This is a genomic window from Rhodococcus sp. BE178 (assembly GCF_050433545.1).
Classification (GTDB): Bacteria; Actinomycetota; Actinomycetes; order Mycobacteriales; family Mycobacteriaceae; genus Prescottella.
The window spans coordinates 18,856-41,160 of the sequence record NZ_JBNPXA010000011.1 but is presented as its reverse complement, the minus strand read 5'-3'; the positions used below and the strand labels follow the sequence as shown (position 1 = coordinate 41,160).

The 22,305-nt window shown below is 69.0% G+C and carries 26 protein-coding genes; 17 read left to right on the top strand and 9 right to left on the bottom strand.

The genetic code is table 11. The annotated features are described in order from the left end of the window. Nucleotides 1–37: 37 nt before the first annotated feature. The 5 genes from J2X34_RS18870 (at nt 38) to J2X34_RS18850 (ending at nt 4,174) form a co-directional block, all read left to right on the top strand. Nucleotides 38–1,144 (top strand): alcohol dehydrogenase catalytic domain-containing protein, encoded by a 1,107-nt coding sequence (locus J2X34_RS18870; RefSeq protein ID WP_429519120.1) that lies wholly within the window; start codon nt 38–40, stop codon nt 1,142–1,144. 359 nt (nt 1,145–1,503) lie between these two features. Next, nucleotides 1,504–2,376: a class I SAM-dependent methyltransferase gene (locus J2X34_RS18865; RefSeq protein WP_429519118.1), complete on the top strand. Its 873-nt coding sequence runs from the start codon at nt 1,504–1,506 to the stop codon at nt 2,374–2,376. Between the two features lie 84 nt (nt 2,377–2,460). Next, nucleotides 2,461–3,219, top strand: coding sequence for a 4-hydroxy-tetrahydrodipicolinate reductase (dapB, locus tag J2X34_RS18860; protein ID WP_429519113.1), 759 nt, complete (start codon nt 2,461–2,463; stop codon nt 3,217–3,219). Next, the gene (locus J2X34_RS18855; RefSeq protein ID WP_114719768.1) at nt 3,216–3,683 is read left to right on the top strand and encodes a hypothetical protein; all 468 of its coding nucleotides are present in this window, start codon (nt 3,216–3,218) and stop codon (nt 3,681–3,683) included. The genes dapB and J2X34_RS18855 overlap by 4 nt, the downstream gene beginning before the upstream one ends. 5 nt (nt 3,684–3,688) lie before the next feature. After that, nucleotides 3,689–4,174 (top strand): flavodoxin family protein, encoded by a 486-nt coding sequence (locus J2X34_RS18850; RefSeq protein ID WP_114719770.1) that lies wholly within the window; start codon nt 3,689–3,691, stop codon nt 4,172–4,174. Nucleotides 4,175–4,179: 5 nt separating this feature from the next. Here J2X34_RS18850 and J2X34_RS18845 read toward each other — a convergent pair whose 3' ends face one another. From J2X34_RS18845 to J2X34_RS18830, 4 genes are all read right to left on the bottom strand, one after another. Continuing rightward, entirely contained in the window at nt 4,180–4,845 is a 666-nt protein-coding gene (locus J2X34_RS18845) for a DUF3105 domain-containing protein (protein ID WP_429519111.1), read from the bottom strand. A 13-nt stretch (nt 4,846–4,858) separates the two neighbouring features. After that, a complete protein-coding gene (locus J2X34_RS18840; protein ID WP_114719774.1) occupies nt 4,859–5,293 on the bottom strand; it encodes an SRPBCC family protein in 435 nt (144 codons plus the stop codon). 97 nt (nt 5,294–5,390) lie between these two features. Beyond that, complete coding sequence (locus J2X34_RS18835) at nt 5,391–5,861, bottom strand: hypothetical protein (RefSeq protein ID WP_429519104.1); 471 nt, start codon at nt 5,859–5,861, stop codon at nt 5,391–5,393. A 70-nt stretch (nt 5,862–5,931) separates the two neighbouring features. After that, entirely contained in the window at nt 5,932–6,741 is an 810-nt protein-coding gene (locus J2X34_RS18830; RefSeq protein ID WP_429519100.1) for a tyrosine-protein phosphatase, read from the bottom strand. A 188-nt stretch (nt 6,742–6,929) separates the two neighbouring features. Between J2X34_RS18830 and thyX the strand changes: the two genes are divergently transcribed. From thyX to J2X34_RS18810, 4 genes are all read left to right on the top strand, one after another. Then, a complete protein-coding gene (gene thyX / locus J2X34_RS18825; protein ID WP_114719780.1) occupies nt 6,930–7,682 on the top strand; it encodes an FAD-dependent thymidylate synthase in 753 nt (250 codons plus the stop codon). Between the two features lie 66 nt (nt 7,683–7,748). Further along, a complete protein-coding gene (dapA, locus tag J2X34_RS18820; protein WP_114719782.1) occupies nt 7,749–8,657 on the top strand; it encodes a 4-hydroxy-tetrahydrodipicolinate synthase in 909 nt (302 codons plus the stop codon). Next, complete coding sequence (locus J2X34_RS18815; protein ID WP_114719784.1) at nt 8,654–10,576, top strand: ribonuclease J; 1,923 nt, start codon at nt 8,654–8,656, stop codon at nt 10,574–10,576. The genes dapA and J2X34_RS18815 overlap by 4 nt, the downstream gene beginning before the upstream one ends. A 51-nt stretch (nt 10,577–10,627) precedes the next feature. Then, the gene (locus tag J2X34_RS18810; RefSeq protein WP_429519092.1) at nt 10,628–11,212 is read left to right on the top strand and encodes a DUF1992 domain-containing protein; all 585 of its coding nucleotides are present in this window, start codon (nt 10,628–10,630) and stop codon (nt 11,210–11,212) included. Between the two features lie 6 nt (nt 11,213–11,218). On the opposite strand, the gene J2X34_RS18805 is transcribed toward J2X34_RS18810, so the two are convergent. Further along, a complete protein-coding gene (locus J2X34_RS18805; protein ID WP_429519088.1) occupies nt 11,219–11,650 on the bottom strand; it encodes a pyridoxamine 5'-phosphate oxidase family protein in 432 nt (143 codons plus the stop codon). 97 nt (nt 11,651–11,747) lie between these two features. Between J2X34_RS18805 and J2X34_RS18800 the strand changes: the two genes are divergently transcribed. The 3 genes from J2X34_RS18800 to J2X34_RS18790 all read left to right on the top strand — a co-directional run bounded on the left by J2X34_RS18800 (nt 11,748) and on the right by J2X34_RS18790 (nt 16,475). Further along, the gene (locus J2X34_RS18800; protein WP_114719790.1) at nt 11,748–12,371 is read left to right on the top strand and encodes a TIGR03085 family metal-binding protein; all 624 of its coding nucleotides are present in this window, start codon (nt 11,748–11,750) and stop codon (nt 12,369–12,371) included. A 114-nt stretch (nt 12,372–12,485) separates the two neighbouring features. Next, nucleotides 12,486–15,266 carry a DNA translocase FtsK gene (locus J2X34_RS18795; RefSeq protein ID WP_429519083.1) on the top strand — a complete coding sequence of 927 codons (2,781 nt, stop codon included), beginning with the start codon at nt 12,486–12,488 and terminating at the stop codon, nt 15,264–15,266. 213 nt (nt 15,267–15,479) lie between these two features. Next, nucleotides 15,480–16,475 carry a TerC family protein gene (locus J2X34_RS18790; protein ID WP_174909717.1) on the top strand — a complete coding sequence of 332 codons (996 nt, stop codon included), beginning with the start codon at nt 15,480–15,482 and terminating at the stop codon, nt 16,473–16,475. A 54-nt stretch (nt 16,476–16,529) separates the two neighbouring features. On the opposite strand, the gene J2X34_RS18785 is transcribed toward J2X34_RS18790, so the two are convergent. Together J2X34_RS18785 and J2X34_RS18780 are read right to left on the bottom strand one after the other, a co-directional pair. Then, the gene (locus J2X34_RS18785) at nt 16,530–16,814 is read right to left on the bottom strand and encodes a YciI family protein (protein ID WP_174909719.1); all 285 of its coding nucleotides are present in this window, start codon (nt 16,812–16,814) and stop codon (nt 16,530–16,532) included. A gap of 43 nt (nt 16,815–16,857) precedes the next feature. Beyond that, a complete protein-coding gene (locus J2X34_RS18780; protein ID WP_114719798.1) occupies nt 16,858–17,346 on the bottom strand; it encodes an amino-acid N-acetyltransferase in 489 nt (162 codons plus the stop codon). 168 nt (nt 17,347–17,514) lie between these two features. Between J2X34_RS18780 and pgsA the strand changes: the two genes are divergently transcribed. The 5 genes from pgsA to pspM all read left to right on the top strand — a co-directional run bounded on the left by pgsA (nt 17,515) and on the right by pspM (nt 20,982). Next, nucleotides 17,515–18,156: a CDP-diacylglycerol--glycerol-3-phosphate 3-phosphatidyltransferase gene (gene pgsA, locus J2X34_RS18775; RefSeq protein ID WP_114719800.1), complete on the top strand. Its 642-nt coding sequence runs from the start codon at nt 17,515–17,517 to the stop codon at nt 18,154–18,156. Next, nucleotides 18,153–18,641: a CinA family protein gene (locus J2X34_RS18770; RefSeq protein ID WP_174909721.1), complete on the top strand. Its 489-nt coding sequence runs from the start codon at nt 18,153–18,155 to the stop codon at nt 18,639–18,641. The genes pgsA and J2X34_RS18770 overlap by 4 nt, the downstream gene beginning before the upstream one ends. Nucleotides 18,642–18,714: 73 nt before the next feature. Further along, nucleotides 18,715–19,071 (top strand): helix-turn-helix domain-containing protein, encoded by a 357-nt coding sequence (locus J2X34_RS18765; RefSeq protein ID WP_114719804.1) that lies wholly within the window; start codon nt 18,715–18,717, stop codon nt 19,069–19,071. Between the two features lie 185 nt (nt 19,072–19,256). After that, complete coding sequence (gene pspA, locus J2X34_RS18760) at nt 19,257–20,081, top strand: phage shock protein PspA (protein WP_114719806.1); 825 nt, start codon at nt 19,257–19,259, stop codon at nt 20,079–20,081. Between the two features lie 184 nt (nt 20,082–20,265). Then, nucleotides 20,266–20,982 carry a phage shock envelope stress response protein PspM gene (gene pspM, locus J2X34_RS18755; protein ID WP_429519257.1) on the top strand — a complete coding sequence of 239 codons (717 nt, stop codon included), beginning with the start codon at nt 20,266–20,268 and terminating at the stop codon, nt 20,980–20,982. A gap of 38 nt (nt 20,983–21,020) precedes the next feature. On the opposite strand, the gene J2X34_RS18750 is transcribed toward pspM, so the two are convergent. Beyond that, the gene (locus tag J2X34_RS18750) at nt 21,021–21,626 is read right to left on the bottom strand and encodes an energy-coupling factor transporter transmembrane component T family protein (protein ID WP_114719808.1); all 606 of its coding nucleotides are present in this window, start codon (nt 21,624–21,626) and stop codon (nt 21,021–21,023) included. Beyond that, nucleotides 21,623–22,303, bottom strand: a complete 681-nt coding sequence (locus J2X34_RS18745) for an energy-coupling factor ABC transporter ATP-binding protein (RefSeq protein ID WP_174909723.1) — start codon at nt 22,301–22,303, stop codon at nt 21,623–21,625. Before J2X34_RS18745 ends, J2X34_RS18750 begins: the two co-directional genes overlap by 4 nt. Nucleotides 22,304–22,305 lie beyond the last annotated feature (2 nt).

Here is a 22,305-nt window from a genome sequence, read left to right as displayed (position 1 = left end):
TCTGACATCCCGGTGACCGCCGGGGAAGGGGAGCGGCATGCGGATTCGTGGAGCGGTGCTCGAGGAGATCGGGCGGCCGCGGCCGTATGCCGTATCGGCCCCCATCGTGGTCACCGATCTCGACCTGGATCCGCCCGGACCGGGCGAGGTCCTGGTCCGCATCGAGGCCGCGGGACTGTGCCATTCCGACCTGTCCGTCGTCGACGGCAGTCGCGTGCGGCCCGTGCCGATGCTGCTCGGTCACGAGGCGGCCGGTCGGGTCGAGGCACTGGGCCGGGGCGTCGACGACCTGGTCGAAGGACAGCGGGTCGTCATGACCTTCCTGCCGCGGTGCGGCGAGTGCGCCGGATGTGCGACCGACGGCCGGATGCCGTGCACGGTGGGCGGTGCGGCGAACAACGCGGGCACGCTGCTCGGTGGTGAACGCCGCCTGCATCGCGGCGGCTCGATCGTGCACCATCACCTCGGCGTATCCGGGTTCGCCACCCATGCGGTGGTGAATCGCCACTCGGTGGTGCCCGTCGACGACGACGTCCCGCCGGAGATCGCCGCCGTCCTGGGCTGCGCGGTGCTCACCGGTGGCGGCGCGGTGCTCAACGCGGGACGTCCGCGCGAAGGAGAGTCCGTCCTGGTGGTCGGCCTCGGGGGCGTCGGCATGGCCGCGATCCTCACGGCCGTCGCCTCCGGCGTCGGCGAGGTCATCGGGGTCGATGCGGTCGCGGAGAAGCTCTCTACCGCAGTCGAACTCGGTGCAACCCGGGTGCTCACCCCGCGAGAGCTGGCGGAGCAGGGGGTGGTTGCGGACGTCGTCGTCGAGGCTGCCGGCAACGCGCGGGCCTTCGAGGCCGCAGTGTCGGCGACGGCGCCCGGCGGCACGACGGTGACCGTGGGTCTGCCGGCGCCGGACGCGCGGGCGTCGATCTCGCCGCTGTCCCTCGTGGCGGGGGCACGCACGATCGTCGGCAGCTACCTCGGTTCGGCCGTGCCGGCCCGCGATATCCCCGTCTACGCCGATCTGTGGCGTCGGGGTCGTCTCCCGGTGGAGAGGCTCATCTCGTCGCGGATCGCCCTCGACGACATCAACGCGGGCATGGATGCGCTGGCCGACGGCACGGCGTTGCGTCAGGTGATCATGTTCGAGTGAGGCAGATCGTCGGGTTCGGCGCCCGGTCCGGCGCGTAGCATGGCGGCACGGGGGAACGATGTCGGCGGTGGTCGGGAATGGTTGTACTCGCCGGGATGGCGACCGCATTCGTGGTGGTGGGCCCGGGGCACCTGCCTGTGGAGATCGAGTCGGTCCGGGCGGTCGGATTCATCCTGCCGTCGACGGCCGGCGGCATGGGCGGTGCCGGAAGGTGTTGCGCGGCAACCGTTCTTCCCGATTGTTCGCGGCCGCGATGAGGTGCCGTGGGGCCGGATGCGGCAGGCTTGCGACGATTCGGGCGGGAGGCCCCCCTCGCCCTCGATGCCGAGGTCGACGGCGATGGACGGGGCTGACGGAATATGAACGAACTGGCGGAATGGGACATCGTCACCGGCGTGGGGATCACGGCGCTCGGTGTCGCGGCGGGACGCGCGATGGAGACGCACCGCGAGGGCGGTCTGGTCTCGGACCCGTATGCGGAGGCGTTCGTGGAGGCGGCAGTGCCCCCGGTGCCGATGCCGACGCGACTGGATGCGGCCGAGGACCTCGGGATCCCGTGGGAATCGATGGCGAACTACATGGGTGTGCGATCGCGGTACTTCGACGAGTACTTCGCCGCCGCCGGTGAGGCCGGAATCGACCAGGTGGTGCTGCTGGCGGCCGGTCTCGACGTGCGGGCCTACCGCCTCGACTGGCGGCCGGGGACAGTTGTCTACGAGTTGGACGCGCCGAAGGTGCTCTCGTTCAAGGGTGAGGTTCTGACCGAGCAGGGCGCGACACCGCGGTCCGATCGGCGGGTCGTCGCGGTCGATCTTCGGGAGCCATGGGTGGTTCCCTTGCGGGACAAGGGTTTCGATCGCACCCGCCCGTCGGCGTGGCTCGCGGAGGGACTGATGCCGTTCCTGCCGAATTTGGCGAAGGAGCAGTTGCTCGGATCGGTCACCGAGTTGTCGACGCCGGGTAGCCGGATCTGTATCGAGCACGTCGACGACGTCCGGGGCATGCTGCAGGAACCGCAGTTCCACGACATGAACAAGCGTTTCGGGATCGACATGGAGGCGCTGTGGCCGGACGAGCCGGACTTCGGCCCCGCCGAGTGGCTTTCGGGGCACGGGTGGGACGTCGAGGTGATCCGATCGGCCGACGTCGCGGAGCAGTGGGGCCGGACCCTGGAGAATCCCGATCAGGACCCCATGCGGTCCAGCCAGTTCATCACCGCTGTTCGCCGGTGACTGTTCCCGTCCCGCTGTCCGGCACCGGTCGACGCACCGTAGGCTTTCCCCCAAGGAATCGACGGGATCGGACGGAGCGTGGAAGTGACTTCAGCAGCACCCATCAGGGTCGGTGTTCTCGGTGCGAAGGGCAAGGTGGGCCGCGCGATGTGCGAGGCCGTCGAGCAGGCCGACGACCTCGAACTGGTGGCCGGTGTCGATCAGGGGGAGCGGATCGAGCAGCTCGTCGACGAGCGCGCACAGGTCGTCATCGACTTCACCCACCCCGACGTCGTCATGGACAACCTGCAGTTCCTGATCGCCAACGGCATTCACGCCGTGGTCGGCACCACCGGGTTCGACGACGCCCGCCTCGCGCAGGTGCGGTCATGGCTGGCCGAGAAGCCGGGCGTCGGTGTGCTGATCGCCCCGAACTTCGCGATCGGCGCGGTGCTGTCGATGCGGTTCGCGGCCGCCGCGGCACGCTTCTTCGACTCGGTCGAGGTCATCGAGCTGCACCACCCGAACAAGGCCGACGCGCCGTCGGGCACCGCGTACCGCACCGCCGCACTCATCGCCGAGGCGCGGGAGAAGGCCGGTCGCGGACCCAGCCCCGACGCCACCACCACCGAACTCGAGGGTGCCCGCGGTGCCGACGTGAACGGCGTGCGCGTCCACTCGGTACGCCTGGCCGGTCTGGTCGCGCACCAGGAGGTGCTGCTCGGCACGCAGGGCGAGACCCTGACGATCCGGCACGACTCGATCGACCGGAACTCGTTCGCCCCCGGCGTGCTGCTCGGCGTCCGCGAGATCGGGCAGCGTCCCGGCCTCACCGTCGGTATCGACCCCCTGCTCGACCTGTGAAGAACCAGTCCACCCGTGTGGTCGCCGCGATCGCGGCGATCGTCGTCGCCCTCGCGTTCTACTTCGTGCTGCTCGGGCAGCGTGGCATCGCGCTGATCCAGGACGGTCGTGCCGTCCCGGTCGTCCTCGGCATCGCCGTGCTCGTCCTGCCACTGCTCGGCGTGTGGATGGTCGTCGCGACCATCCGGTCCGGGCTCGCACACCAGCACCTGGCCCGTCGGATGCACGACGAGGGCCTCGAGCTCGACGTCGACGATCTGCCGCGCCGCCCGTCCGGCCGGATCGAACGTGACGCCGCCGACGCGTTGTTCGCACAGGTCAAGCAGGAGTGGGAAGCCGATCCCGACAACTGGCGCAACTCGTACCGCCTCGCGCGGGCCTACGACTACGCCGGCGACCGCGGCCGCGCGCGCGACACGATGCGACGCGCCGTGTCGCTCGAGAAGCTCGAGCGCGAAGGCTGACCGCGATGGCTGACGCGTCGCCGGGGCAGGCGGAGAAGACCCTACTGGTGGTGCACCACACGTCTTCCCCGGCGACGCGCGAGTTGCTCGAGGCGGTGCTCGCCGGTGCTCGCGACCCCGAGATCACCGGCGTCACGGTGCGCTCGGTGCCGGCGCTGCACGCGACCGCCGTCGACGTCCTCGGCGCCGACGGCTACGTGTTCGGGACGTCCGCGAACTTCGGTTACATGTCCGGGGCACTCAAGCACTTCTTCGACACCGTCTACTACCCGTGCCTCGATGCCGTGGCCGGGCGTCCGTACGGGCTGTGGGTGCACGGCAACAACGACACCGCCGGCGCGGTGAAGTCGGTGCAGAAGATCGTCACCGGGCTGGAACTGACGCAGGCCGCGCAGATCCTGGAGATCACGGGGCCGATCGACGCGCACGTCCGCGAGCGCTGCTACGAGCTGGGCGCGACCGTCGCGGTCACCGTCGCCGGGGACCTCTGACCGCCTCAGTTCATCGGAATCGTGTCGGGCGACGACCGATCCGGCGGCCCGGCCTGGAACGGCGGAGGGTTGTCGACGTCGAACACGTCCGGCAGGGTTGAGCACGTCGCGCCCGGTTCCGGAAACGTGTTGCGGTTCAAGCGAAGTGCCTCGACGAAGTGATCGATCCGCGAGTCCGACGGGCCGTCGGCCACCAGTTGGTGGCCCCACGACTGCAGCGAGATCGGGACCGACAGGTCCGGGTACGGCGACATCATGAGATACGGCTGCCCCTCGACGCGACCGACGAGCCGGTCGAGGTCCGTGCCGGTGACGAGTTTCGGGTCGTACGTGATCCACACCGCGCCGTGCTCGAGTGAGTGGACCGCGTTTTCGCTGCGGATCGGTGCGTCGTAGACGGTTCCGTTGCAGTCCGCCCACACCGCGTCGTGCGGTCCGCCGAACGGGGGAGTCCGGTCGTACGCGACACGCTGCTGCGGCCGGACGTGGAGACCCACCGGGTACTCGATGACCGTGATCCCCTCGATCCCCAGTGAGGGGTCGGGGTTGTCGGTGGTCGGCGCGAACGGCTCGGCGACCGCGGTACCGCGGACCGTGCTGCCGCAGCCGGCGGTCACCGCGATCACGATCAGTGCCGTCGCCGCTGCCGCGACCCGGACGAGGGGACCCACGTCGGTGCCCGGCCTACTTGCCGTCGACGAACTTGGTGAGGCCCTTGCTGGCGGTGTCGAGTGCCATGTTCCGTGCCTTCTTCAGCATGAAGCCCGGCAGCGGGATCTTCGGGTCGACGGTGAGCTCGAACTTCACCAGCGTGCCGTCGCCCTTGGGGGTGAGGGTGTACGCGCCGTCCTGGCTGTTCTGCTGAGTGCTCTCGACCAGCGTCCAGGACATTCCGGTGTCGCCGTCCCACGAGTAGTCGACGACCTGTTCGTCGTTGATGCCCATGATCGACACGGTCATCCGCACACGGTGCGCGCGGCCGTCCGGATGGGTGCTCTCGACGATGACCTTCTTGTGAGCGGACGACCATTCGGGAAGCCGGTCCACGGCCGCGATCGCCGCCATGACGTCGGCCGGTGCGGCCTTGACCTCGAACTCCTTGGCCCCGGAAACAGCCATGCTCTGCACTCCCTCTACCCCGTGAACGATGAGACGCAATTAGACCATTCTCGGGGCCGGGATCGCCGCAGGTCGGCGCGCGTGGAGGGGAAACGACTCAGGCGTCGTCGGGGCGACTGCGGCGCATCTGATCCCGGAGGGCGCCCTGAACCGCCTGGGAGACCCACGAATTGAGCGACATCCCGTCCTGCAGGGCGGCTTCCTCGGCCCGCGACTTGATCTGGTCGACCAATCGCAGTGTCACGCGGCTGATGTCGCCCGTGACGTCCTCGATGGTGCGGTAGGTGTCGGAGGCGTCGCTCGGCGGTGTGTCGCCCGGTTCGGGGCGGCGCCGGGTCGCCGCGACCGCGACGTCCGTCCCGTCGAAACGAACGTGGAGGGTGCGGTCGCCGAGCTCGTCGGAAGCCTCGCGGGCGAGATCGGACAGCGCCGACACCAGCATCAGCTGTGCCGAGCGCTCCACCGCGCCTGCAAGGGCCTGGGCGATCCGCTGGGTGTCCTCGTCTCCGAGGGTCGCCGCCGCGGCGAGGTCGTCACGCAATCGGGCTGTGTACTCGGTGAGATCCATGAAGTCAGTGTGACGCCATTGTTGACGTCAGTCAATCGTCGAAATGGCGTCACACTGACGGTTGGTGATGTCAGACGAGGAGTTTGGCCTTCAACGCCGCAATGTCGTTGTCGGTCAGGCCGAGACCCTGGCGCACGTAGTTGTCGAAGCTGCCGTACCTCTGCTCGGCGGTGGCGAACGCGGTGTCGAGCCACTCCTGCTTCACTCCGCCGCCGCCGAGCGAGGCGGTGATGCTCGAGCCGCTGTCGTCGACGTACTGGTTCGTCAGCATGTAGTCCGCGTTCACGGTTGCCCGGTCCACGCCGAGGATCGTCAGCAGCACCGCGGTGGTCCAGCCGGTCCGGTCCTTGCCGGCGCTGCAGTGGTACAGCACGGCGCCGTCGGTGTCGCGGATGTCGCGCAGCACGGCCGCGAACGCCTCGTCGGCGCCGGGGGCGTCGATGAATGCGACGTACGCCGACCGGAGGTCGACCATCGTCTCGATCGGCGCCTGGCCGAGCACGTCGTACCAGTTCGCCGTCGCGCCGGCGGGTAACCGGTCGGGCTGCAGAATCCGCTCGTACACCGTGCGCAGGTCGTCGACCACCTTGACGTCCAGGCCTTCGAGCGCGGCGAGGTCCGCCGGGGTCAGTTTGTCGAGCGCGTCCGTGCGGAACACCATGCCGGTCCGGACGGTCCTGCCGTCGACGGTGGTGTACCCGCCCACGTCGCGCGCGTTCGGCGCGCCTTCGAGGTGGAGCGAGTGGTCGATGTCGGCCGCGGCGACCGTCGTCGGTGCGGCCAGCGCGGCGCCGACCGGTCCGCCGACGAACAGTGCAGCACCGGCGGTGAGAGCGGCTGCCGCGCGAATCACGCGGACGCGGGTTGGGGCATGGACCACAGGACGCTCCTTCTCGAGATCGGATGCCGAGCCGCGACCGCGGCTGACACGGTGCACACCCAGTTGATACACCGTCCAGGCACCTGCGGGGTGGCGTTTGAGCAGACTCACTCGACCCGCCGACGCGGCGGGGGCTAGGGTGCGGTTCTGTGGTTCCCGGTGGGGTCAGGACCGAGGAAGGGTGTGCGGTGCGGCAAGCGGTGTCCTTGAAGGTGCAGCTCATTGCGAAGACGGACTTCCTCCCGCCCGACGACATCCCCTGGGAGACCGACGCCGACGGCGGCGAGGCCCTCGCCGAGTTCGCCGGGCGAGCCTGCTACCAGAGTTGGTCCAAGCCCAACCCCCGCACCGCCACCAACGCCGGGTATTTGCGGCACCTGCTCGAGGTGGGCCACCTGTCGGTCCTCGAACACGGCAGCGTCAGCTTCTACATCACCGGGATCTCCCGGTCCTGCACGCACGAGTTGATCCGGCACCGGCACTTCTCCTACTCGCAACTGTCGCAGCGATTCGTGCGGGAGAACGACGCCAACGTGGTCGTCCCGCCCGCCATCGCCGGTGACGAGCGGCTCGAGGCGTTGTTCGCGAAGGCGACCGAGGCCAGCCGTGAGGCGTACACGGAACTGCTGGCGGCGCTCGAGGAGAAGCTCGCCGATGTGCCCAATGCGCCGGTACGCGGCAAGCAGGCGCGTCAGGCAGCGCGGTCGGTGTTGCCCAACGCCACCGAGACGCGCGTCGTGGTCACCGGGAACTACCGGGCGTGGCGACATTTCGTCGAGATGCGGGCCACCGAACACGCCGATGTCGAGATCCGCCGAGTCGCCGTCGAGTGTCTGCGTCAGCTCCGGAGCGCCGCGCCGAATGTGTTCGGAGACTTCGAAATCGTCACGCTGCCCGACGGTTCGGAGGTCGCGACGAGCGAGTTCGGTACGGTCGGCTGACGGACTCACCCCTCGAGGGTGCCGTGGTGTTCAAGTCTGTAACGCAGACCGGGTAGCCTTCTGACCATGACCTACGGTGATTCAGCTGCTTCCGTCGAGCGTCCGTTCGGCACCGTCCTCACGGCGATGGTGACCCCGTTCACCAAGGACGGCAAGCTGGACGTGGACGCCGGCGTACGGCTGGCCACCCACCTTGTCGACAACGGCTGCGACGGACTGGTACTGGCCGGAACCACCGGCGAATCGCCCACCACCACCGAGGACGAGAAGCTCGAGCTGCTGCGGGCCGTCATCGACGCCGTCGGCGACCGCGCCAAGATCGTCGCCGGTGCCGGCAGCAACGACACCGCGCACAGCGTCGAACTGGCTCGTGACGCCGCCCGCGCGGGCGCACACGGACTGCTCGTCGTCACGCCGTACTACTCGCGCCCGCCGCAGGCCGGCCTGTACGCCCACTTCACGGCCGTCGCCGATGCCACGGATCTGCCGGTGATGCTCTACGACATTCCACCCCGCTCCGTGGTGCCGATCGAGACGGAGACGATTCGCCGTCTCGCCGACCATCCGCGCATCCTCGCGGTGAAGGACGCCAAGGGTGATCTCAACGCCGGCGCCGAACTGATCGGCACCACCGACCTCGACTTCTTCTCGGGTGACGACCCGCTCAACCTGCCGTGGCTGTCCGTCGGCGCCGTCGGATTCGTGAGCGTCATCGGCCACCTGGTGCCCGAGCGCCTGCGCGCGCTGCACACCGCGTTCGGGGAGGGCGACATCGCCAAGGCCCAGGAGATCAATCTGAGCCTCGTCCCGGTGAACCGTTCCGTCGCGCGTCTCGGCGGCGTGAGCGCGTCGAAGGCGGGCCTGCGACTGATGGGTATCGACGTCGGCGAGCCGCGCCTGCCCCAGGTCGCGCCCACCACCGAGCAGATCGACATCCTGGCTGCCGACCTGCACGCTGCGGGGGTGCTCGCATGACCCGTCCCACACGTCGTCGTAGCGCCTCCCGTCAGGCCGGCCCGCCGACCCCGGCGGCCGAACAGACCGCCCCGGCTTCCGCGGCCGAGAAGCCCGCGCAGTCGGTGAAGTCCGGGAGCGAGGCCGCCCCGAAGCGGTCCGCCCCCGAGCAGCCAGCTCCGAAGAAGGCTGCCGCCCGGAAGTCGCCGGCCAAGAAGGCTCAGCGGTCGAAGGCCCCCGCGCCCGTGGCGGCCGACCCGACCGATCGGCTCGGCCTCCCGCCGAAGGCGCCGAAGAACGGCCTGCGGGTCGTCGCCCTCGGTGGCATCGGCGAGATCGGTCGCAACATGACCGTCTTCGAGCACCAGGGCAAGCTGCTGATCGTGGATTGCGGCGTGCTGTTCCCCGAGGACCAGCAGCCCGGCGTCGACCTGATCCTCCCGGACTTCCGGTACATCGAGGATCGGATGGGTGACGTCGAGGCCGTCGTCCTCACGCACGGTCACGAGGACCACATCGGCGCGATTCCGTTCCTGCTGCGCCTGCGCCCCGACATCAAGATCGTCGGCTCCAAGTTCACCCTCGCGCTGGTGGCGGCCAAGTGCCGCGAGCACCGGCAGCGCCCCAACCTCATCGAGGTCACCGAGGGCGAGCGGACCACCCACGGCCCGTTCGAGTGCGAGTACTTCGCGGTCAACCACTCGATCCCGGACGCGATCGCGGTCGCGATCCGCACGTCGGCCGGTGTCGTGCTGCACACCGGTGACATCAAGCTCGATCAGTTGCCGCTCGACGGCCGCCTCACCGACCTGGCCGGTTTCTCCCGCCTCGGCGACGAGGGCGTCGACCTGTTCCTCGTCGACTCCACCAACGCCGAGGTGCCCGGCTTCGTCACGCCCGAACGCGAAATCGGCGGCGTGCTCGACAACGTCATCGGCAAGGCCACGCAGCGCGTGATCGTCGCGTCGTTCGCGAGTCACGTGCACCGCATCCAGCAGGTCGTCGACGTCGCCAAGCGGTACAACCGCCGCGTCGCGTTCGTCGGCCGCTCGATGGTCCGCAACATGCAGATCGCGCAGGACCTCGGCTACCTCTCGGTGCCGGACGGCCTGGTCGTCGACATCGACACCGCCGCGAACCTGCCCGACGACAAGCTCGTGCTCGTGTCCACGGGTTCGCAGGGCGAGCCGCTGTCGGCGCTGTCGCGGATGGCCCGCGGCGAGCACCGTCAGATCAACATCCGCGCCAACGACCTCGTCGTGCTCGCGTCGTCGCTGATCCCCGGCAACGAGAACTCGGTGTTCGCGGTCGTCAACGGCCTCGCCAAGCGCGGCGCGACCGTCGTGACGCAGCAGAGCGCCAAGGTGCACGTCTCGGGTCACGCGTCCGCCGGCGAGCTGCTGTACCTGTACAACGCGGTGCGCCCCACCAACGCCATGCCGGTGCACGGCGAGTGGCGCCACCTGCGCGCCAACGCCGCGCTGGCCAAGGCGACCGGTGTCCCGGAGGAGCGCATCGTGCTCGCCGAGGACGGCGTGGTGGTCGACATGGTCGACGGCCTCGCGGAGATCGTCGGACGAGTTCCCGTCGGTCACGTGTACGTCGACGGCAACTCGGTCGGCGACGTCGGTGACTCGACGCTGTCGGACCGACTGATCCTCGGCGAGGGCGGATTCATCTCCATCTCGCTCGCGGTGGACTCGGCGACGGGCCGCGCGGTCAGCACGCCCGAGGTGTCCGGTCGCGGTTTCTCCGACGATCCCGCGGCCCTCAAGGAAGCCGCCAAGCTGGTCGAGTCGGAGCTCGTGCGACTCGCGGGCGAGGGCATCACGGACACCCACCGGATCGCCCAGGCCGTGCGCCGGGTGGTGGGACGCTGGGTGGCGGACAAGTACCGCCGTCGTCCGATGATCGTGCCCACCGTCATCGGCGTGCCGTAGCCCGACGGCCGGGCTCGGCTGTACGCGACGAACGAGGAGGTTGTCGCGACCGTGACCGAGCGCAAGCCCCCGCGCACCACGTTCGAATCCTGGGTCGAGACGCAGATTCGGAACGCATACGAACGTGGCGACTTCGAGAACCTCGCGGGGGCGGGGAAACCCATTCCGTCGGGCGACGCCGACGACTGGGTTCGCGGATACCTTCGACGGCAAGGCCTTTCGGCGGACGACCTGCTGCCGGAGCCGTTGCGGCTACGCAAGGACATCGAGCGGTTGCCCGACACGGTGCGGGGCGCGCGCACCGAACACGAGGTGCGCGCCGAGGTCGCCCGACTCAACCGACGGATCGCGGAGTGGCTCCGCAACCCGTCCGGCCCGCAGGTGCCGATCCGGCGCGTCGACGTGGACGAGGTGCTCGCGCGGTGGCGGGCGGGACGCGGGACGAGAACCGGCCCCGCCGGCGGGCCCGACCACGGGCGGCTCGACGAGGAGACGCGCCGGGCACGGCGCGCCCTCGCGGCGGCCGCGCTCACCGAGGCCGGTTACGGCGAGATCCGACGCGCCGAGGTGCGCTTCGAACGCGCCCGGCGTCGCCGGTTCGGTCGCTTCTTCAGAAGGCTGCGCGCTGCGCGCTGACTCCCGTCACGACTCGAGCTTGCCGTAGTCGACGCTGAACCAGCGGTCCGGGCGCATCCGGATCAGGACCGCGCTGTCGTTGAACGATTCGCCGATGAACACCTCCGCCTCCGCCTCCGGCAGGTACCGCTGCACGAGGGGCCGGACGTCGTCGGGGGTGACGGTGTCCTGGAAGGTGGCCGGGCCTTCCACACTGACGTAGCGGTACGGCGGCTGCTCGACCTGCGCGCACAGACTGAATCGTCCGCTGGCTCGGATCAGGCGCTCCTTGACGGTGCCGCGTTCGGTCCACACCATGACGTCTCCGCCGGGGGAGTAGTCGTACCAGATCGGTACCGCGAGCGGTGCCCGGCCGTCGCGTTCGGCCGCAATCACCCCGATATGCAGATCGGCGAGGAACTGCTCGCGTTCGTTCTCGGACATCGTGGTCTTCGACATGTGTCGCTCCTCTCGCACCGGGATCGGACACCTACCACGCTAGGGGTGCCCGCCGACGAGTTCGGGCGGTTCGGCAGATCTGCGGTTACCGTGTGGTGTGCCTTACGCCCGTGACGAACGCCACGCCCTGGTCGACACGATGCGCGCCGTCGGACCGGATGCGCCGACACTGTGCGGCGACTGGACCGCCCGCGACTTGGCCGCGCACCTGGTGCTGCGCGAACGCCGACTCGATGCCGCACCGGGCATCATGATCGGCCCACTGTCCGGCTACACCGAGCGCGTCCAGCACGGCATCGCCGGCCGCGACTGGAACACACTGCTCGACGACGTCCGGTCCGGGCCGCCGGTGTGGTCTCCGTTCCGCCTCGTCGACGAGAAGGCCAATCTCGGGGAGATGTTCGTCCACCACGAAGACGTCCGGCGTGCTCAGCCCGACTGGCAGCCGCGCACGTTGCCGTCCGGGTTGCGGGACAAGCTGTGGGCGCTCGCGACCCGGATCGGACGAGTCGGTTACCGCCGGTCTCCGGTGAGCGTGGTCCTCGAACGCCCCGACGGCGGCAGGGAGACCGTCCGCTCGGCAGGCGCGGCGACAGTCACCCTGCGTGCAGAGCCCGCCGAACTGCTGCTGCACGCGTTCGGGCGCAACGAGGTCCGCATCGAGTTCGACGGGACGCCCGGCGACGTCGCCGCTCTCGCGGCGCTGGATCGTAGTTTCTGAGTCGACCGGCGGCCGGCGTCCGCGGGTGGTGTGACGCATCTTCCCGCCTGGTGAACCGGTGTGGCGGGTGTTGCGGATGGTCCGGATGGGGCCGTAGCGACTAACCTGGCCGGTATGGCAGGGAAGACGAGCGCCCGCGGATCGAGTTCGACAGCGTCCACGACGCGGACGGGCGCGCGCTCATCGTCGTCCACCCGAGCCTCGTCCTCTCGAACCTCGTCCACGGGAACCCGCGCCTCCGGGCGCGCAACCGGTGCGTCGTCGTCGGCACGCAAGTCGTCCGCGCCTCGTAAGTCCGCGCCTCGCAAGTCGGCGCCGCGGAAGACCGCGGCCCCACGCGGTGGCGCGGGCACCCGTCGGCCCGCGGCGAAGTCGTCGGGCAGTGGCAGCGCTCTGTCCTCGGTCGGTCGCGGCATCGGTGCCGGCTGGTCGATGGTGGCCAAGGGCGTCGGAGCGACGACGCGCACGATGAGCAAGGCGACCGAGATCGAGCACGGCCACCGGCGTGACGGCATTGCGCTCGCGCTGATCGCGGTCAGCGTCGTGATCGCTGGTGGCATGTGGTTCTCCGCGGGCGGTCCGGTGGGGGAGTGGATCGAATCCGGCGTCCGAGCCGTGGTCGGCGCGGTCGCGGCGATTCTGCCGATCCTCGGTGTCGCGATCGCGGTCGTGCTCATGCGGACCGAACCCAAACCGGACATCCGGCCGCGACTGATCCTCGGATCGCTTCTCGTCGGGTTGCCGGCCGTGGGTCTGTGGCACATCGCTTCGGGTTCCCCGACCGCGTCGGACGGTTGGTCGGCAGGCGCCGGCGTGGTCGGCTACGTCGTCGCCGGACCGCTCACCAGTGGTGTGACCGCGTGGCTCTCCGTGCCGCTGCTCCTGCTGGCGATGTTCTTCGGTGTCCTGTTGCTCACCGGCACCACCGTCCGTGAGGTTCCGGAACGGTTCCGGGCGTACTTCGGCACGTCCTACCACGACGACTACGACGACGCCTACGACCACGCCGACGACCCGGATTTCCACGACGACTACGACGCCGGTTACGACGACGATGCGTCTCGTTTCGATGCTGACGGGTACCCCGTAGACGAGGCTGCCGAGGCTGCCGATGCTGCCCGCGCCGCGGAAGCTGCGCGCCCGGCGCGCAGGACCCCGCGTCGTCGACCGACCACGCCGGAACAGAACTACCCGACCGACGAGGTCCACCCCGACGTGGAGACCGAGGTCCTCGGGCTGTGGGATCCGGGCGACCCGACGCCCGAGCCGCCGGCGCCCGAACCGGAGCCCGAGCCGGCGGCAGCGCCGCGCCCGAAGCCGCGCGCCAAGGTGACGCCCGCCCCCAAGCCGGAACCGGCGAAGGAGGAGATGGAGGCCCTCGTCCCGGATCGGGTCGTCGAGGGCGACTACGCGCTGCCGCCCACGTCCCTGCTGATCGAAGGCGATCCGCCCAAGCTCGGCAGCAAGGCCAACGATGCGATGATCGAGGCCATCACCGAGGTCCTCCAGCAGTTCAAGATCGATGCCGCGGTCACCGGCTACACGCGGGGGCCGACGGTCACCCGCTACGAGGTGGAACTCGGTCCGGGCGTCAAGGTCGAGAAGATCACCGCGCTCGCCCGCAACATCGCGTACGCGGTGGCTACCGACAACGTCCGACTGCTCGCGCCCATCCCCGGCAAGTCGGCCGTCGGCATCGAGGTGCCGAACTCGGACCGCGAGATGGTGCGCCTGGCCGACGTCCTGACCGCGCCGGCCACCCGCAAGGATCATCACCCGCTCGTCATCGGCCTCGGCAAGGACATCGAGGGCGACTTCGTGAGCGCGAACCTCGCGAAGATGCCGCACCTGCTGGTGGCGGGCTCCACCGGCTCCGGTAAGTCCAGCTTCGTCAACTCGATGCTGGTGTCGCTGCTCACCCGAGCCACCCCGGACGAGGTCCGGATGATCCTCATCGACCCCAAGATGGTGGAGCTGACGCCGTACGAGGGCATCCCGCACCTGATCACCCCGATCATCACCCAGCCGAAGAAGGCGGCGGCCGCGCTCGCGTGGCTGGTCGAGGAGATGGAGCAGCGCTACCAGGACATGCAGGCCAGCCGGGTGCGGCACATCGACGACTTCAACTCCAAGGTCAAGTCCGGTGAGATCACGGCGCCGCTGGGCAGCGAGCGGGTCTACCGCCCGTACCCGTACATCCTCGCGATCGTCGACGAGCTCGCCGACCTCATGATGACGGCGCCCCGCGACGTGGAGGAGGCGATCGTGCGCATCACGCAGAAGGCGCGCGCCGCCGGTATCCACCTGGTCCTCGCGACGCAGCGGCCGTCGGTTGACGTCGTGACCGGTCTGATCAAGACGAACGTGCCGTCCCGCCTGGCGTTCGCGACGTCGTCGCTCACCGACTCGCGGGTCATCCTCGACCAGCCGGGTGCCGAGAAGCTCATCGGCATGGGCGACGGGCTGTTCCTCCCGATGGGAGCGGGCAAGCCGATCCGCATGCAGGGCGCGTTCATCACCGACGAGGAGATCTCGGCGGTCGTCGACTTCGCCAAGAACCAGGCCGAACCCGAGTACACCGAGGGTGTCACCGCGGCAAAGGCGGGGGAGAAGAAGGACGTCGACCCCGACATCGGCGACGACATGGACGTGCTGCTGCAGGCCGTGGAGTTGGTCGTGTCGAGTCAGTTCGGTTCCACGTCGATGCTGCAGCGCAAGCTGCGCGTCGGGTTCGCGAAGGCCGGCCGCCTGATGGACCTGATGGAGACCCGTGGTGTCGTCGGCCCCAGCGAGGGGTCGAAGGCGCGTGAGGTGCTGATCAAGCCCGACGAACTGGAGGGGCTGCTGTGGTCGATCCGCGGCGGCGATCCGGAATCCTCGGACGACGGGAACTGACCGTTATGTCCGAGTTCGGCCGTGGCCGGGCCTGTGTGGTTCAATAGAAAGCACTTTGGAGGGGAGTATCCCCAATCCTGCGACAGACTCGTCAACACGATCGGCACCGTTGCCGGTCCGGTTCTGTCGGCGGATCCGCCCCGGTCGCCCGACCGGTGGGTTCGCGGGAGAGACCTCCGGTGGTGAAACGTACCTACCGGAGGGCTATCGCTGATGCACGTCTCCCCGCTCGTCTGGGTTATCACCTGCGTGGTGATCCTCGGACTCTTCGTCTTCGACTTCTTTGCGCACGTGCGCACCCCGCACGCCCCGAGTTTCCGCGAATCCGCGTTCTGGTCCGCGGTCTACATCGGCATCGCGATCATCTTCGGACTCGTCGTGATGTCGATATGGGGCACCACGTTCGGTGGCGAGTACTTCGCCGGCTACGTCACCGAGAAGGCGTTGTCCGTGGACAACCTCTTCGTGTTCGTGATCATCATGTCGACGTTCGCGGTGCCGCGGCAGTACCAGCAGAAGGTCCTGCTCATCGGCATCGTCATGGCGCTCGTGATGCGCGGCATCTTCATCGCCGTGGGTGCAGCGGCGATCAACACCTACAGCTGGGTGTTCTACCTGTTCGGCGCGTTCCTGATCTACACCGCGGCCAAACTCGTCAAGGATTCCGGTCACGAGGCCGAGTCCGAGCAGGAGCGGGAGAGCAAGGTCGTCTCCCTCGCGAAGCGGTTCCTGCCGACCACCGAGGAGTACGACGGCGACAAGCTCGTCACCAAGATCGACGGTAAGCGTGTCGCAACCCCGCTGCTGCTCGCGCTGGTCGTCATCGGCTTCACCGACGTCCTGTTCGCGCTCGACTCGATCCCCGCGATCTACGGCCTCACGCAGGAGCCGTATCTGGTGTTCACTGCCAACGCGTTCGCGCTGATGGGTCTACGTCAGCTGTTCTTCCTCATCGGCGGTCTGCTCGAGCGCCTGGTCTACCTGTCGTACGGCCTCTCGATCGTCCTCGCGTTCATCGGCGTCAAGCTGGTCCTGCACGCGCTGCACGAGAACACGCTGCCGTTCATCAACGGTGGTGAGCACGTGGCGGTGCCGGAGATCTCCACGGTGATGTCGCTGGGCGTCATCCTCGGTGTGCTCGCGGTGACCGCGGTGGCGAGCCTGATCAAGACCCGCAACCAGTCCGACGACACGCCGGTCCACAACTAGGCGGAACGCCGGCCGGGGAGACCCGGCCGGCACCGTCTCGGACTGCTCGACGGACTACTTGACGAAGACGCCGAAGACCGGGATCCATTCGCGTGCGACCCGTCGTTCCACCAGGTCGGCCTTCGCGAACGGATCCTGGTCGAAGAGGGACTCCACCTCGTCGGTGGACGACGCCTCGACCATCATCAGGGCGCCGCTGCCGTCCGCGAACGGGCCCGACGAGTGCACGATGCCGCGGCGGACCAGATCGGCCAGCCACGCCCGGTGATCGGTGCGGTGATCGTCGCGCTCCGCGGACTTCTCGTGCGCGTAGGTGTACTCGACGGCGAACAGTGGCATGATTCCTCGTTCCCGGGATCTGGAAGTGCGGGGTCCGGAGTGCTCAGAGCGTCAGCAGCATACGGGTATTACCCAGCGTATTCGGCTTGACGTAGCTCAGGTCCAGGAACTCCGCGACGCCGGTGTCGTACGACCGGCACATCTCCGCGTACACCTCCGCGGTAACCGGGGTGCCCTCGATCTCGGCGAACCCGTGCTTGGCGAAGAAGTTCACCTCGAACGTCAGCACGAACAGCCGCTCCAATTCGAGTTCGCGCGCCACCTCGATCAACTTCGCGACCACCAGATGGCCCGCGCCCCGGCCCTTCACCTGGGGGTCGACCGCGACAGTCCGGACCTCGCCCAGGTCGGACCACAGCACATGCATCGCACCGCACCCGACGACCGCGCCGGCCTGCTCGACGACCCAGAACTCCTGAACCGCCTCGAACAGCGTCACGAGATTCTTCTCGAGCAGGATCTTTCCTGCGTAGATGTCGATCAGCCTCTTGATCTCCGGTACGTCCGAGGTGCGCGCGCGGCGCACCAGCATCTCTTCAGCCTCGTTCGTTCCAGCCGTCGGAGTCCCAGATGTCATGTGGTGCACAGTAGTGGTAGCCGCAACAGATATTGTGAGCAGTGTGCCGCCCCGATCCATCGCCCCACACCACGTCCCGTTCGTCTCGGGTGTGCCTGGGCTGACCGTCGGATCGGCGCGGCCGTGAGTGCGCCGAAGAGCTCGCCGCGTCGAGACGTTGCCGCCGCCCCGGACGCGTTGCCCGCCGACGGCGTCGCCCCGCACGCCCCGGTTCCCCTGGTCAACATCGCCAATATCCTGACGGTGCTGCGTATCGTCCTGGTGCCGGTGTTCCTTGCCGCGCTGTTCGCCGACGGTGGTCATTCCACGGGTTGGCGAATCGCGGCGGCATCGATCTTCGCGGTGGCCGCCATCACGGATCGGATCGACGGGCAGTTGGCCCGCAAGCACGGTCTGGTCACCGATTTCGGCAAGATGGCCGACCCGATCGCCGACAAGGCTCTGATCGGCGCCGCGCTCGTCGGACTGTCGATGCTCGGGGACCTCTCGTGGTGGGTGACGGGCATCATCGCGGCACGCGAACTCGGGATCACGCTGATGCGCTTCGCGGTCCTGCGCCACGGCGTGATCCCCGCCGGGCGCGGCGGGAAACTGAAGACGCTGGTCCAAGCAGCGGCGATCGGCTTCTATCTCGTTCCTCTGCCGGACGGCTTCGCGCCGTTCAGCGCGGCGCTGATGGGCCTTGCAGTGGTGCTCACGGTCGCGACCGGCCTCGACTACGTGGTCCAGGCGGTGCGACTTCGCGCCGGCGCCGGGCGCGCATGACCGACCCGCTGACGGGTGCGGTGCCCGCCCGCGAACTGGTGGAGGCGCTGACCCGCCGCGGGCAGACCATCGCGACGGCGGAGTCGCTGACCGCGGGCCTGCTCGCGGCGACCCTGGCCGGTGTGCCGGGGGCGAGCAATGTGCTCCGGGGCGGGCTGATCGTGTACGCGACCGAGCTCAAGGGCGCGCTCGCCGGTGTCGACGCCGACGTCCTCAATCGTGACGGTCCGGTGGCACCGACCACCGCGGCGCAGCTCGCGGACGGCGCACGCGCGCGATGCGGCGCAGACTGGGGCGTCGGACTGACCGGGGTGGCCGGCCCGGACCCGCAGGACGGGCTCGGCCCGGGAACCGTCTTCCTCGCTGTGGCCGGACCCGACGGAACCGAGGTCACAGCCCTGGACCTGGACGGTGATCGGTGGGAAATTCGTCTCGGCAGCGTCCGCTCGGCGGTGTCGAGTTTGCTCGAACGTTTGTCGCGATAGGGTTTTGGGAACCAATCGCTTGCGCTCGTGCGTTTGTATTCACGAGTGGGGTGTCGGATGAAGGAGGAGCGAGATGGCGCTGCTATTGCGTGAGGCAATCGGTGACAGTCTTCGGCGCACACGCGTTTCGCAGAGCCGGACCCTGCGCGAGGTGTCGAACAGCGCTCGGGTCAGTCTCGGCTACCTGTCCGAGATCGAGCGGGGCCGGAAGGAGGCGTCGAGCGAGTTGCTCGCGGCCATCTGCGACGCCCTCGAGGTTCCACTCTCCGAGGTATTGGTCGACGTGAGCGAGACGCTTGCCGTCGCGCCGCGTGAGAACGTGGACCGCGGTGCCGTGGCGACCGACCCGCGGAAGGTCAGCGGTCGCATCGCACAGGACACGCGCGTCGTGATCCCGGCGCCCAGCGCGCGTGCGCTGGCGGCGGCGTAAGCGGTGCCGTCGAACCACGGAAACGGCTAGATTCACAAACAGAAGATCGAGGAATCACCGAGCGACTCCGGTCGGTGGCCTCCGATCGGACGAGCAGGTAGGGGCAGAGCCCGAGTTCGATGCGTGACGGTCGCGCATCGGGTCGCGCATCGCGCGGCGCAGCAGATGGAGGCAGGATCACACCCATGGCTAATCCTTTCGTCAAGGGATGGAAGTACCTGATGGCGCTCTTCAATTCCAAAATTGATGAGAAGGCCGACCCCAAGGTTCAGATTCAGCAGGCGATCGAGGACGCCCAGCGTCAGCACCAGGCACTGTCCCAGCAGGCTGCATCGGTGATCGGCAACCAGCGCCAGCTCGAGATGAAGCTCAGCCGCCAGCTCGACGAGGTGGAGAAGCTCAACGCCAACGCGCGTCAGGCCGTCACCCTCGCCGATCAGGCCGCCGCCGCCGGCGACATGGAGAAGGCCACGCAGTACACCAACGCTGCCGAGGCCTTCGCCGCCCAGTTGGTCACAGCGGAACAGGGCGTCGAGGACCTCAAGGCCCTGCACGACCAGTCGCTGCAGGCGGCCACCCAGGCCAAGAAGGCCGTCGAGCAGAACGCGATGACGCTGCAGGCGAAGGTCGCCGAGCGGACCAAGCTGCTCAGCCAGCTCGAACAGGCGAAGATGCAGGAGCGGGTCAGCGAGTCGCTGCGTTCGATGGACAGCACGCTGTCCGCCCCCGGCAACACCCCCAGCCTCGACGCTGTCCGGGACAAGATCGAGCGCCGCTACGCGGACGCCCTCGGCTCGGCCGAGCTGGCCCAGAACTCGGTGCAGGGTCGCATGATGGAGGTGCAGCAGGCCAGCGTGCAGATGGCCGGTCACAGCCGCCTCGAGCAGATCCGCGCATCGATGAAGGGCGACGCCCTGCCGTCCGGCGGCACCGCCGCCGCGCCGGCCAAGCCTGCCATCGCCCCCGAGCCGCCCACGGCATCCGCCAACGGCGAGACCCCCGCGCAGTAGAAGCCTGCGCGACGACAACGACATCGGTTCGATGAGCAACACACGAGGTGGCCGGTCCGGGCGCAAGTCCCGGCCGGCCACCTCTGCATTCGAAGAGAGCGCGGGTCTCGCGGCCAGTGCCGCCTCCGCCGTCACCAGTGCGGGGAGCGTGCTGCGCGAGGTCGGCGGAACCGTCGCCGACACGATGCGGCGTTGGTCGGACCCCAGGGAACGCATGCTGCGCAAGCGTCGACGTGCCCGCAAGCGGGCAACCAGGTTCGGAATCGCCTCGGGTGCGGGCATCGTGGGTTCGGCATCGCTCGCCGCCGCGTCGGCCCCCGACTGGACGATCGTCGCGACCGGCGGCGCCGCAGCGCTGTTCGCCATTCCCGCAGTGGTCGCTGTCAGCACGTATCGGCACCTCACGTCGGTGCCGCTGCCACCCGCCACCGTCACGCGGCAACCGCTGCCACCCGTCGGATCGGCCGCCCGTGCCCCGATGGAACGACTCGCGAGCGCTGAGAGCGGCCTGCACCAACTGCTCGGCGTGCTGAGCCGATCTGCGATCGTCGACGCCGAGGAAATCGATCACACGGGAGAGACCGCGCGGTCGGCGTCGTCAGCGCTGCGGGCCGTCGCCGCGGATGTCGTCGCGATGGAGAGCGCCGGGCGCGGCACGGCCGCGGCCGCCGCACACCTCCAGCAGTCTGTCCGGGCCGCCGGAGAGCAACTCGACATCGGTGTCGCGCAGTACGAGGGGCTCGTCACCGCTGCCGCGAAGATGACCGCGCCCGCGCAGTCGCCGTCGTACACCTTGCTCGATCGGCAACGGGAAGAGCTGCTGTCGGCGTCGGATCGGCTCGAGGGCTGGGCCGAGGCCCTCGGCGAGGTCGACGAGATCGACCGCCGTTTCCGTCGCTGACCAGCCGACTGTCACATCAGTTGTCCACGACAATCACATCAGTCGTCCACTCCGCGCGCGGCGAGGGCATCGCCCATGGCCTCGGCGGTCATCAGCGCCGACACGACGGCCGGCACCGCCAGGGCGCGCAGCGAGAAGCCGAGCCCGCGGGCCTTCCGGGCGTCCGAGACCTGCTGCACGATGCCGGTGAGCAGCGGGATGCACCGCAGCGTCATCGCGAGCACCAGCCCGGCACGGTCGGGATTCACCCCGACCCGGCGCAGCGGCCGCAGGGCGCGGCTGACCGTCTCCAGCATGTCGGACACCCGCGTGGTCAGCGTGACCAGTGCCGCCAGCGCCACGGCCAGCACGATCGTTCCGCACACGACGACCGCGCGCTCCCAGCCGGTGAAGATCACCTGGAATGCGCCGATGAACAGCAGCGCCCACAGCAGCGGACGCAGCTGCGCGAGCGCGACCCGCAGCGGAACACGCGCCGCCGCGTACAGGGCCGCGACGACGGCGACCGCGGGGAGCAGGTGCCACGGCTGGCGCACCAGGACCGTCACGGCGACGATCAGGACCACCATCGCGATGAGTTTCGGACCGGGCGAGAGGCGGTGCAGCAGCGAGGTGCCGGGGGAGTAGAGGCCGAGCGTCGTCATCCGATCAGCTCGCGGTAGTGCGCGATGGCCTCTCCGGGTGTGCCGTCGGCTGCAACGCCGCCGCGGTCGATGACGATCACCCGGTCGAAGTCGTCGAGCAGGTCCAGATGGTGGGTCACGACGATCAACTGCTGGCGGAGACCCGCCAGCGTCGACCGCATCAGTCGCGCGTTGCGCAGGTCCAGCAGCGTCGTGGGTTCATCGGCGACCAGTACGTCGGGGTCGGTCACCATCACCGCCGCGAGCGCGAGCAGCTGTTTCTGCCCGCCCGACAACAGGTGCGTCGGATGGTCCGCGTGCCCGGACAGCCCGAAGTCGGCGAGGACCTGTGCCACCCGGTCGGCCCGCTCGGACTTGCTCAGCGAACTGCGGCGCAGCGAGAAGGCGATGTCCTCCGACACCGTCGGCATGATGATCTGATGGTCGGGGTCGGTGAAGACGAACCCCACCTTGCGGCGGACCTGACGCCCCTTGCGGGCGGTATCGAGCCCGTCGACGGACACCGTCCCGGATGCCGGCGACACCAGACCGTTGATCATCCGCGCCAGCGTGGACTTGCCGCTGCCGTTGGCGCCGATGATCCCGATCCGTGACTCGGTGAGCGCCAGATCGATTCCGTCGAGCACGGTGCGCTCACCGTAAGAGTGGTGAACGCCGTCGAATCGGATCTCGCTCATCG